The sequence below is a fragment of the Streptomyces yangpuensis genome, from assembly GCF_001005295.1.
Taxonomy (GTDB): Bacteria; Actinomycetota; Actinomycetes; order Streptomycetales; family Streptomycetaceae; genus Streptomyces; species Streptomyces yangpuensis.
This window is the reverse complement of sequence record NZ_LBMK01000003.1, coordinates 1,035,440-1,047,416: the sequence shown is the minus strand read 5'-3', so window position 1 is coordinate 1,047,416 and position 11,977 is coordinate 1,035,440. Positions and strand designations below refer to the sequence as shown.

Sequence of the window (11,977 nt, the reverse complement as noted above, 5' to 3'; positions counted from 1 at the left end):
GCCCGCGGTCCGGCCCACGCCGCCTCCCGGATCCCTCTGGTCGTCCTAGTCGTCCCGCACCGCGGCCTCGCCCGCCTTCGCGGGCTTCGCCGACTCCAGCAGGTACGGCACGTCGATCACCGCGACCCCCGGCGTGAACAACAGACGGGCCTTGAGCCGGAGGGCGTTCTGGTTGTGCAGGGGCTGTTCCCACCAGTGGCCGACGACGTACTCGGGGATCACTACGGACAGCATGTCCGTCGCCGGTTCGGCAGCCAGTTCCTCGACGTGCGCCAGGACCGGGCCCACCACCTCGCGGTAGGGCGAGTGGAGGATCTTCAGCGACAGGCCCGGATCGTGCTCCTCCCACGCCGCGCGCAGCCGGGCCGCCTCCGCCTCGTCGGCGGCGACGGTCACCGCCGTCAGCGTGTCCGGGCGCAGCCCCTGCGCGTAGCCGATGGCCTTGAGGGTCGGGGCGTGCACGGCGGCGACCAGGACGAGGACGTGGTGGCGGGCGGGCCGGCGCGGCCTGGCGTCGGGTGTGACGTCGACCTGCCGGGCGACCTGGTCGTAGTGGCGGCGCACGCCCTTCATGCCGAGGAACAGCAGCGGCATGGCGATGACGACCAGCCAGGCCCCGTGGGTGAACTTGGTGACGAGGACGATGACGAGGACCAGGGCGGTCAGGGTGGCGCCGACGGCGTTGATGGCGAGCCTGCGGTGGATGTGGACCCGCTCCTCGCGCGGGGTGGCGGGCGAGGCGAGCGCCTTCCGCCAGTGCCGGACCATGCCCGACTGGGAGAGGGTGAAGGAGACGAACACGCCGATGATGTAGAGCTGGATGAGGCGGGTCAGCTCTGCGTCGAAGGCCACGATGAGGGCGACGGCGGCGAGCGCGAGGAGCACGACGCCGTTGGAGTAGACGAGCCGGTCGCCGCGGTTGTAGAGCTGGCGGGGCGCGTACCGGTCCCTGGCCAGGATCGAGGCGAGCATCGGGAAGCCGTTGAAGGCGGTGTTCGCGGCGAGGATCAGCACCCCGGCGGTGACGGCCTGGAGCAGGTAGAAGAGGAAGTGCCAGCTGCCGAAGGTGGCCCGGCCGATCTGGGCGAGGGCGGTGGAGGCAGGGGTTCCCGGGGGCAGGCCCAGTTCGGTGGGGTCGGCCGCGACGTGCACCTCGTAGGTCATGGCGAGGGCGGTGATGCCGGCGAACATCGTCACCGAGAGGAAGCCCATCGCGGCGAGCGTGGTCGCGGCGTTCCCGGCCTTGGGTTTGCGGAAGGCGGGGACTCCGTTGCTGATCGCCTCGACGCCGGTGAGCGCGGTGCAGCCCGAGGCGAAGGCGCGCATCGCCAGGAGCACCAAGGCGAGTCCGGTGTACGTGCCCTCCGCGATGATCGGCAGGTCGGCGGATTCGGCGCGGATGGTCTGGCCGGTGCCGAGGCGTACGGCGGCGACGGCGAACATCAGGTAGATGACGAGTACGAAGCCGTAGGTGGGGATGGCGAAGACCCGGCCCGACTCCCTTACACCGCGCAGGTTCATCAGGGTCAGCAGTGCCACGAAGCCGACCGACATGACCACTTCGTGGTCGCTGAGCGCGGGGACGGCCGAGGTGATGGCGGAGACCCCGGAGACGACGGAGACCGCGACGGTCATCACGTAGTCGACGAGGAGGGCGCTGGCGGCGGTGAGCGCGGCGGTCTGCCCGAGGTTCTCGGCGCTGACGACGTACGCGCCGCCCCCGCCGGGATAGGCGTGGCAGGTCTGGCGGTAGGAGGCGATGACGACGACGAGCAGGAAGACGATGGCGGCGGCCGCGTACCAGGTGAGGTGGAGCAGGGCGACGCCGCCGAGGGCCAGGATCAGCAGGATCTCCTCGGTGGCGTAGGCCACGGAGGAGAGAGGGTCGCTGCAGAAGATCGGCAGGGCGAGCCGTTTGGGAAGCAGGGTCTCGCCGAGCCGCGCGGTGTCGAGGGGTTCACCGACCAGCACGCGCTTCGCATTGATACGCCTCATTCGGGCATGATCGTGCATTTTTTCCGGTGAACATCCCCTTTGGGGCTTGTGTCACTCGGCGAGCTCTTCGGCCCGGTGGGCCAGCCACAGGTCGTACCGGGCGCTCGGGGACTGCAGCAGCGAGCGCTCCAGCAGGGCCTCGATCCGGGCCAGTCGCTTGCGGGCCCCGGGGACGGACACCCCGAGCGCGGCGGCGGCCGGGACGAGCCGCGCGTCGTGGGCCAGCCAGGTGCGGACGGTGTCCCGCGCGCCGGCCGGAGCGTCCGGGCCGGTCAGCCGGCTCAGGTGGGCCCGGGCCCAGTCGGTCAGCCGCGGATCGCGCAGGACCGCGTCGAGGCCGGGGGCGCCCGCCGGGGCCGCGGCGCCGCTCCCCCGCCCCGCGCCCGGCGTCAGCCGCAGCGCCAGCGAGAGTGCCGCCTGGTCACCGAGGCGGGTGAGGTCCAGTCCGAGCAGCGTCTCGATCAGCCGGAGCCGGGCGGCCAGGGTGTTGCGGTGGACCTTCAGCAGCCGGGTGGCGTGCGAGCCGAAGTTCAGCCAGGCGTTGGCGGTGGCGCGCAGTTCCTGCCCGTCGGGGTTCTGCGGGCGCCGGGGTTCGTACGCGTGCAGGGGCGCGAGCAGGGTGCCCGCCCAGTCCGACCCGGCCTCGTGGGCGGCGAGCTCCAGCTCGGGGCCGGGCCCGAACCGGGCGTGCCGTTCGCCCCGGCCGCGGGCGACGGCCAGGGCGTGGAAGGCCTGGGTGTAGGCGGTCGGGGCCTGGCTGAGGGCCAGTTCCCCGCTGACCCCGACCGTGCAGTCGGGGGCCACCGCCGTCAGCGCTCCGGCCAGGGTGTCGTGGCCGGCGGACACCGCAGGCGCGTCGGCCGGGACCAGCATGATGAGGTGGCGCACGTAGACCGGGCAGCGCACGACCCAGGCTCGGCCGCCGGTCAGCTCCTGGCACAGTCGCGCCACTTCGGCGAGGCGCCCGGAACGGCACTCGGCGACGTGGATCCGCATCGGGTCGGGCAGTGAGGGCCGCAGCGCCTCGGCGATCTGGTGGGCGATGGGGAGCTGGCCACCCATCAGCAGGCGGAGCACGGCCTCACGGGACCGCGCCTCGGCGACCGCGGCCCGCGCCTCCCGCCGCTCGGCCTCCTCGGCGCGCAGTACGAGGGCCAGCGGCACGACGGCGTCCGCGAGCAGCGCGGGCGCCTCGGCAGGGTGGGGCAGTGGCAGGACGGCGGCCAGCGCACGCCGGTCGTCCAGCGCGAACAGCAGGGTGGCGGATCCTGCTTCGTGCAGCACGGCCGACCGCACGCCCCGGGCGCTCATCTCGGCGGCTCCGCGGACGGCGGCCCCGGGCGGCTGCTCTCCCTGCTCCGGGCCGCCCGGGCCGCCCGGGCCGCCCGGATCACCGGCACCGGCACCGGCACCGGAGGCGGCGTGCCGGACCACACCGGTCCATCCGCCGAGGCGGGTGGCGAGCCATCCCAGCAGCGCGGCCGACCCCCCGCCGTGGGCGAGCCGGTGGAGCTTCAGTACGTCGTCGGACCGTGGCACCGGCGCATTCAACCACCCGCCGCACACTGTGCGCTGTGATACCGGTCTCGCCGGGTCACTGGGCAGGACGAACCCTGCGAACGGCCGCCCGCCCGCATAGGTTTGCCCAGGAGCGGCCGGATCCCGGGGCTATGCGTACGGACACGGGGGAGGTCCCGGGATCCGCCGCTCACATCCTCGCGGCGGCGGTGCGGATGGCCTCGCGGATGCGGAAGTAGGTGCCGCACCGGCAGATGTTGGCGATGGCGTCGATGTCCTCGTCCGTGGGCTCGCTGGTGCGCTTCAGCAGCGCGACGGCCGCCATGATCTGACCGGGCTGGCAGAAACCGCACTGGGCGACGTCCTGTTCGAGCCAGGCCTCCTGCACGGGGTGCAGGTCGTCACCGTCCGCGAGACCCTCGATGGTGGTCACAGCCCGGCCCGCGCACGCCGACACGGGCACCACGCACGGGCGGACGTCCACCCCGTCGAGGTGGCTGGTGCAGGCCTTGCAGACGTCCACCCCGCAGCCGTACTTGGGGCCGTGGACGCCCAGCATGTCGCGGAGAACCCACAGCAGGGGCAGGTCGTCGGGCGCGTCCACGGTGACGCTCCGCCCGTTGACGGTGAAAGTGTGCGAGGGCACGGCGTACTCCTGGCTCGACGGTCAGCGCGGGTAGGGGGTGAAGTCGACGTCGAAGTCGAGGGGGAAACTGCGCGGCTTCGAACCGGTGGCCCGGGCCCAGGCGTTGGCGATGGCGCCGACCGCGGCGGGCACGCCGAGCTCGCCCGCGCCGCCGGGTTCCGTACCGGTGGCCGGCAGCACGAAGACCCGTACCTCGCGCGGGGTGTCGCGCTGCCGGGCCCAGTGGAACTGGCTGTAACTGCCCTCCAGCGGGAGCCCCTTGTCGATGTGCAGCCCGGCCCGCAGGGTGGTGGAGATCGCGTCGGTGAGGCCGCCGATCATCTGGGCCTCCAGCCCGCGCGGGTTGACCGGCAGGCCCACGTCCACGGCGATGACGGCCTTGGTGACACGGACGCGCTGCGGATCGCGGGTGTCGATCTCCACCAGGCACGCGGTACGGGACTTGTACTCCTCGTGGAAGGCGATGCCCTGCGCGCAGCCGGGCTCCATCGCCCGCCCCCACTTCCCTGCCGTGGCGGCCTTGTCCAGGACGGCGCGCTGGGCGTCGGTCTTCAGGAAGGTGCGCCGGAAGCGGTACGGGTCCTTGCCGGTGGCCGCGGCCAGTTCGTCCACCATGATCTCCTCGGCCCCGCGCGTGTTGGCGGAGTACACCGAGCGCCACGAGGCGGTGGGGATCCCGGTCGGCACCTCGGTGAGGGCCTGGGTGGTGAGGCCGAAGTGGTACGGGGACTTCACGGTGGTGTGGAACAGGGTCTGCGCGAGGGTGGCGTTGCCGATGCCGAGCGGCAGGTGCGCTGCGGTCGCCGTGATGATCTCGCCGAGCCCGTGCCGGAAGTCGGTCTCGGCGGCGGCGACGCGGTGCTCGAAGCTGAGGACCTCGCCCAGCAGGTGCGTCGCGCGGATCCTGTGATGGGTGGCGGGGCGCATCCGGCCGTGGCGCGTGTCGTCCACCCGGGTCCACATGAGCTTGACCGGGCGGCGGCAGGCCCGGGAGATCCGGGCGGCCTCCAGGGCGGCATCGAAGAAGAGCCGCCGGCCGAAGGAGCCGCCCGCCTGGACGACGTGCACCGTCACCCGGTCCAGGGGCAGGCCGAGTTCGGCGGCGATGGTCTGGCGGGCCACGATGGGGGACTTGAGGCCGGACCAGATCTCCGCCCGGTCGTCCCGTACGTCGGCGACGGCGCAGTTGGTCTCCATCGGGGCGTGGCTGACGAAGGCGAAGTCGAACTCGGCGTCCACGTACGGGGTGAGCAGCGGCGGCACCAGCAGCGGCGGGGTGGCGGCGCGCAGCCTGGTGCGGATCTCCGGATCGGAGAGCTGGTCGGCGGGGCCGGGGCCCCAGGTGACCCGGAGGGCCGACGTGGCGGTGATGGCCTGCCCGAAGGTCTCGGCGACGACGGCGACCCCGGTGGGGACGGTGACCACGTGCAGGACTCCGGGCATGGCCCGGACCTCGGCGAGGTTGGCGACGGTGCGGACGGCGGCGCCGAAGGTGGGCGGGCGGCGCACCACGCAGGGCTTGGCGCCGGGGACGTCGAGGTCGAGGGTGTACCGCTGGGCGCCGGTGACCATGGCGCGGGCGTCGACCCGGCTCGTCGGCCGGCCGACGAGGGTGTGCTGCTCGGTCTTCTTGGGGGTGGCGCCGGGGACGACGAGGCCCGGGTCGGCGCCGGCCGCGGCGAGTTCGCCGTAGCGGGCGGTGCGCCCGTCGGGGGCACGGACGGACCCGTCCGCCGTGGTCAGCGACGCCGGGGAGAGGCTCCAGCGGTGGGCGGCGGCCGCGACGAGGCGGGCCCGCGCGGTCGCCGCGCACTGGCGGACCGGCCCGTAGAGGGAGCGGATGGAGTTGGAGGAGCCGGTGAGCTGGTTGAACAGCAGCTCGGGCCGTGCGTCGTCCAGTTCCACGCGTACGTCGGCCAGGGGCGCGTCGAGTTCCTCGGCGACCAGCATGGCCACCGCGGTGGTCAGTCCCTGGCCGACCTCCTCGCGCGGCAGCCGGAAGCGGATGGTCCCGTCCGGCTCCACCGCGAGGGCGAGCAGGGCCGAGGTGGGCGCCCCGGCCAGGATGAAGAGGTCGCCGAGGTCGATCACGTCGGCGACGGCAGGCAGGGACGGCACCACGGCGCGGGCGCTCTGCGGGGCCGAAGCGTCGGCGCCGACGCGGGTGACCAGGGCGAGGGTGGGCGCCGCCACGAGGTAGGTGAGGAAGGAACGCCGGCTCCCGCCGGTGGCGTGGTGCTGCCCGCTCATTGTCGTGTCCCAGCGCTGCGCGGGCCCGCCCGTGCGGACCTCCCCCGGTTTATTACCGGCACGTAGGGTAGCGACCCGGTGCTGTGGTGGGAAGCCTCGATTCCGCCGACGTTTCGGCACGGCTGTCATCCGTTCGGGGGTATCGCGGCGCGCGCAGTGAACCAGGAACCGCGTACGGCCGTCCGCCGCAACACCTCGTACACGTCGGGCGTTTGATCGAGTCACGAGGGGTGGATGGCCGGATTCCGGCCGTCGGTCCCGACCACACCCCGCGCCCCACCAGTCGACACGCGTTCCACGCCCGCGAACCGCCGCTGACCGGATTCATTCGCACGTCACACGCGGCCCAGCAGGCCTGTGGCATATACCAGAAGCAAGAACGTAGCGGATGTTGCCAAACGCCTTACACAGTGTCGCCGCCTGTGCAACAGTCGTTACCGGTCCTTCCTTCAGACTTGGCCGTGCCGCGCCTGTATCGGAGTTCTCATGCCGTCCCACCTGTTCGCGGACCGTCCCGCGCAGCCGCCCGAGCCGGGGTCGGTGGACGCACTGATCTCGCAGACCCGGCGCCTCCGGGGAGACGTGGACGCGGTCCGCCGCGACACGGTCGTCGACGACGACGACGCCCAGGGCCGCTGGCAGCGCGCCCTGTGCGACCTCGCCGTGCACCACCTCGACGACCTCCGCGAGCACCTCGGCCAGCTCAAGGAGGGCCTGCCGCCGGTTCCCGAGACCACCGTGTTCCCGCAGGCGGCCCCCGAGGCGGCCCCCGAGACCCAGACGCGCGTCGGCAGCGCCGAGTGGAACCTGCTGACCGACGAGGTCAGCTGGTCCGACGAACTGTTCCAGATCTTCGGCCGGTCCCCCGAGTCGGGCGCCCTCCCCCTCGACGAGCTGGGCTCCACGCTGTTCTCCGAGGATCAGCCGCTGCTCACCGCGTGGGTCACCGCCTGCCTGGTGGACGGCAGGCCGATCGACGGCGAGTTCCGCATCGTCCGGGCCGACGGCCGGGTCCGGACGCTGCACATGAGGGGCGAGCCGGTACTCGACTCCGACGGCTGCACGGCGTCCATGTGGGCCGTGCTGCGGGACGTGAGTGAACTGCGCCGGAGCCAGCGAGCGGTGCGCGAGTCCCGTGACTCGCTGCAGCGCCAGCGGGAGATCGCGCAGACCGAGCACCGGCTGGCGGTCGAGCTGCAGGAAGCCGTGCTCCCCCCGTGGCGCGGCTCCCTGCGGTTCCCGCACAGTGGTACGGGCACGCTGGACGTGGCCGCGCACTACCTGCCGTCCGCGAGCAGCGCACTGATCGGCGGGGACTGGTACGACGCCCTCGAACTCCCCGACGGCTGCTCGATGCTGACGGTCGGCGACCTGACCGGGCACGGGGTGACCGCCACCTCCGGCATGGCGATGATGCTGGGCGCCCTGCGCGGCATGGCCATGGCCGGGATCGCGCCGGGCCCGCTGATGGGCTGGCTCAACCAGCTCCTGGAGACCTCCGTCCAGCCGGCCCTCGGCTCGGCCGTGTGCTGCCGCTACGACCCCGCACGCCGGGTCCTGTCCTGGGCCCAGGCGGGTCACCCCGCCCCCCTGCTGTTCCGCCGCGGGACGGGCCGTGCCCTGACACCGCCGGAGGGCATCCTGCTGGGCGCGACCTCCGGAGCCGCGTACGGGCAGGCCGAAGAGCACCTCGAAGCGGGCGACGTACTCGTCCTGCACACGGACGGTCTGACGCCGCGCAGCATCGAGTTCAGCCGGGCGGACGGGACCGAGCGGCTGCTGGCACTCGCCCCGCGGCTCTCGGCGGCACGGTCGGCCCAGGACTGCGTGCGGCTCGTGATCGAGGAGTTCGGGGAGAGCGAGCGGGAGGACGACGCCTGCATGCTGGTCGCCCGCGTCGGCGGCTAGTCGCACGGTGACGGCCGGCCGCGGGGGCGGCCGTACGGACCATCAGGGCCGCGCCGGAGGGCGCGGCCTTTCTCGTCCGTGCACCTGTCGCCTGCGAACCTGTCGGCGACGTAGCGGCCGTGGGGGGCCTGGAGGCACACGGAAACCGGGGCACGCGGGGGGCGGGCGGGGCCTACACCCCGGCGGCCGGCCGGTCGCTCGTCGCCGGGGAGTCGGGGAGGGCCAGCTTGATCTCCTGGCGCAGGTCCTCGATGCGCGCGTACCCGGCGTACTGCGCGGTGAGCCGGTACATCTCGCGCAGCCGGTCCCATGTCCGGTGCGAGGAGGTCTCGTTCATCGAGACGAGGGCAAGGCGCGCGTAGCGGTCGGCCTGTTCCGGCTCGTCGGCGATGAAGCAGGCGGAGGCCATGGAGATGTAGTCGAAGATCTGCGAGCGCTGGTAGCCCTCGCCGCGCAGCCGAAGGGCTTCCCTGGCGTGGCGCGCGGCGATCGGCGCCGCCGTGGCGTCGTGATCGGCGAGGGTCCGGTAGGCGAGGGCCTGCATGCCGTGCAGGTCCGCCTCGTCGAAGTGCTGCATCCAACTCGGCGGCGGTACATCGCCCTTGTCGGAGACGAAGAGCTCCTCCGCCTCGCCCAGGGTGCGGCGCATGGCCTGGCCCTTGCCCATGGCGGCCTGTGCCCAGGCCTCGATGGTGTGCAGCATGGCGCGGGTGCGCGGGAGGGTCTGCTCACCGGAACCGGACTGGGCGAGCTTCATCAGGTCCAGGGCCTCGTTCGGCTTGCCCAGGTGGACCATCTGGCGGGCGGCGCGGGACAGCGCCTCACCCGCGCGGGGCCGGTCGCCGCCCTCGCGGGCCGCGTGCGCGGCGATGACGAAGTACTTCTGCGCGGTGGGTTCGAGGCCCACGTCGTGCGACATCCAGCCCGCGAGGACCGCCAGGTTGGCCGCCACCCCCCAGAGCCGGCGCTGGAGGTGGTCGGGGTGGTGGTAGGCGAGCATCCCGCCCACCTCGTTGAGCTGACCGACGACGGCCTTGCGCTGCAGCCCGCCGCCTCTGGAGGCGTCCCAGGCGCGGAACACCTCGACGGAGCGCTCCAGCGCCTCGATCTCCTGGGAGCCGATCGGGGCGGCCTCGTAGCGGTCGTATCCCGCTGGGTCGGCCTGGAAGGAGTCGCTGAATCGCCCGGGGGTCTGCTTGGCCCGGACGGGGTCGGTGTGCAGCCAGTCGTACATGGCGTTGGTGAGGGCGGAGCCGGCGGTGAGCACGGCGCCCGCGCCCATCAGACCGCGACGGTTGAGCATGAGGTCCATTCCCGTGAATTCGGTGAGGACCGCGGCTGTGCGTTCGGGCGCCCAGGGCATACCGTCCGGGTTCTCGCGAACCCCGTCCGGCTGCCGTCTGGAGGTGCGCCGCTGCCGTACGAACCCGAGGTCCTCGATGGTCACGACACGACCGAGCCGCTCGGTGAACAGTGCTGCCAGTACCGTGGGCACCGGTTCGCGGGGGCTCTCCCCCATGTCGATCCAGCGCCGCACCCGCGAGGTGTCGGTGGCCAGCTGCGGGTGGCCCATGGCCGCCGCCTGCCGGTTCACCATCCTCGCCAGTTCGCCCTTCGACCAGCCGGCCAGGCCGAACAGGTCGTTCAAGCGGGTGTTTGGACCTTTGCTCACGTCAAGCCCCCAGGTTCTCGGCTGAGTTGACAGTAGCCCCCCGTCAGATGCCCAGCGACTATTCGCCAGGCTTCGCCAGGGCGCGCCCGATGGTTCGCCACCTTGCGCCGGGTGTCAGGTAGGAATGCGCCTCCCCGCCCCGGTCACCGGCGGAACTCCCCAGGGTGAAGCCGGGATCGGCGGGGTGGCGTACGCAACTCGTCGGCGCACGAAGGGATCCGTATCACCATGTACGCAGCAACGTCCTCCGTGTCCGCACCGGTCCGGTCGCACCGCACGCTCCCTGCGGGCGGCGGCTCCTACCTCGAACCCGGCCGCCCGTCGGTACCGGTGCAGGGCGCCGTCCGCGCGCGGCGCATGCCGGGTACGGGATCGCAGCCCGTCAGCGGAAGAATCGACCTCTCGGGGCCGCAAGGGGCGCAACTGCGCACCGCGCTGGCCTCGGTGCAGCGGATCTGTCCGGAGTTCGCGCCGGTGCAGGTGCTGCGGCGCAGCGGCCGCTCGGTCCTGCTGGTGGGCACCACCGGACGCATGACGGCCGTGGCGAAGGTTTTACTGGACCACTCGCCGGAATGGCGTGAGCGCTACCGCCACGAAATAGCGGCGTACCGGGCGTTCGTCCGGCACCGCCCGCCGGTCCGGGTGCCGCGGCTGATCGCCGCCGACCCGGAGAACTGCACGCTGGTGGTGGAACGGATGGCGGGCCGGGTCGCGGCGCTCCAGCGGCACCCGGTGGAGCCGCCGCCGCGGGTTGACCTCCGGGCGGCCCTGGGTGCGGTCTGCCGGGTCAACCAGTGGCAGCCGCCGGCCGAGCTCTTCGGCACCCCGATGAACTACGCGCGGCGGATCGCCCGCGACTACGAGTTGGGGCTGCTCACCGACCGGGACCTCGGGGACCTGCAGAAACTGCTGCACGGGGTCAAGATGTCTGGGACGGCGCTGCAGTTCAACCACGGCGACGCGCTGCTGTCGAACCTGCTGCTGTCCCCCGCCGGTCCGGTGCTGCTCGACTGGGAGCACGCGGGCTGGTACCTGCCGGGCTACGACCTCGCCACCCTGTGGACGGTGCTCGGTGACGCCCCCGCCGCCCGCGCGCAGATCAGCCGGCTGGCCCAGTCGGCCGGTCCGGCGGCCCGGGACGCCTTCCTGATCAACCTGATGCTGGTCCTGACCCGGGAGATCCGGATGTCCGAGACGGCGGTGCAGCGCTCCATGCTGGCGACCGCCCCGACGCAGCCGCTGCCGGCAGGCGCCCTGTCCTCCGGGGAGGAGCAGCGGCTGCTGCTCCGTCGCCTGCACGACGACGCGGGGATGGCCCGCAGGGCGGTCCGCGCGGCGGTGGGCACCCGCTGACCCTTCCTCCCCCCTGACGCGAAGTCCCGTGGCTCCCACCGCCACGGGACTTCGCTCGTTCGCACTCCGGAAGCGTGGTGCGGAAGCCCGGCGCTGTCACAGGGCTCCGCTAGCGTGGGAGCCCTGGGGGCAACGGACGATCGACGGGAGGCGCTGATGACGTCCGGAGTGCGCAAGTGGGAGGCGGTACGGGGGTTCGCCCTCGGCCTCCCGGAGGCCTTCGAGGACCATCCCTGGGGCCCTGAGGACTGCGTGGTGAAGGTGAACAAGAAGATCTTCGTCTTTCTGGGCAACACCGACGGGTCGGGCCGGCCCGGGCTGTCGGTCAAGCTCAAGGACGAGGCGCTGCACGGGCACGCGATGTCCGCGCCGGGGGCGGAGCCCACCGGGTACGGGCTCGGCCGGTCCGGCTGGGTGTCCGTACCGCTGGCGGACAAGGGTGCGCCGTCCGTGCAGGTGCTGTGCGAGTGGGTGGAGGAGAGCTACCGCACCGTGGCCCTCAAGCGTCACGTGCAGGAGCTGGACGCCCGGAACCGGACGGGGGACTGAGCGGAGGGCAAGGCGGAGGACCGGGCGGAGGGCAGGGTCCCGGGGGCGCCGGATGGCTTGACATCACATGATCCCCCGAACACCTT

8 protein-coding genes are annotated in these 11,977 nt (G+C 72.9%); 3 read left to right on the top strand and 5 right to left on the bottom strand.

Translation table 11 applies throughout. The annotated features are described in order from the left end of the window. Nucleotides 1-45: 45 nt before the first annotated feature. From AAT21_RS19910 to AAT21_RS19895, 4 genes are all read right to left on the bottom strand, one after another. Nucleotides 46-1,995: an APC family permease gene (locus tag AAT21_RS19910; protein WP_046778135.1), complete on the bottom strand. Its 1,950-nt coding sequence runs from the start codon at nt 1,993-1,995 to the stop codon at nt 46-48. Nucleotides 1,996-2,046: 51 nt separating this feature from the next. Then, the gene (locus AAT21_RS19905; protein ID WP_046778134.1) at nt 2,047-3,534 is read right to left on the bottom strand and encodes a helix-turn-helix domain-containing protein; all 1,488 of its coding nucleotides are present in this window, start codon (nt 3,532-3,534) and stop codon (nt 2,047-2,049) included. A gap of 169 nt (nt 3,535-3,703) precedes the next feature. Beyond that, nucleotides 3,704-4,159, bottom strand: coding sequence for a (2Fe-2S)-binding protein (locus tag AAT21_RS19900; RefSeq protein ID WP_046778133.1), 456 nt, complete (start codon nt 4,157-4,159; stop codon nt 3,704-3,706). A gap of 21 nt (nt 4,160-4,180) precedes the next feature. Further along, entirely contained in the window at nt 4,181-6,409 is a 2,229-nt protein-coding gene (locus AAT21_RS19895; protein WP_046778132.1) for a xanthine dehydrogenase family protein molybdopterin-binding subunit, read from the bottom strand. Nucleotides 6,410-6,895: 486 nt separating this feature from the next. Here AAT21_RS19895 and AAT21_RS19890 point away from each other — a divergent pair, with 486 nt between their 5' ends. Further along, nucleotides 6,896-8,317: a PP2C family protein-serine/threonine phosphatase gene (locus tag AAT21_RS19890; protein ID WP_046778131.1), complete on the top strand. Its 1,422-nt coding sequence runs from the start codon at nt 6,896-6,898 to the stop codon at nt 8,315-8,317. A 172-nt stretch (nt 8,318-8,489) separates the two neighbouring features. Here the strand turns inward: AAT21_RS19890 and AAT21_RS19885 are convergent, their stop codons facing one another. Next, entirely contained in the window at nt 8,490-9,989 is a 1,500-nt protein-coding gene (locus AAT21_RS19885) for a DNA-binding protein NsdB (RefSeq protein WP_046778130.1), read from the bottom strand. Nucleotides 9,990-10,217: 228 nt separating this feature from the next. On the opposite strand from AAT21_RS19885, the gene AAT21_RS19880 reads away from it, so the two are divergent. Further along, nucleotides 10,218-11,342 (top strand): aminoglycoside phosphotransferase family protein, encoded by a 1,125-nt coding sequence (locus AAT21_RS19880; protein ID WP_046778129.1) that lies wholly within the window; start codon nt 10,218-10,220, stop codon nt 11,340-11,342. Between the two features lie 156 nt (nt 11,343-11,498). Then, nucleotides 11,499-11,891, top strand: a complete 393-nt coding sequence (locus AAT21_RS19875) for an MmcQ/YjbR family DNA-binding protein (protein WP_046778128.1) — start codon at nt 11,499-11,501, stop codon at nt 11,889-11,891. The last annotated feature ends 86 nt before the right edge of the window (nt 11,892-11,977 follow it).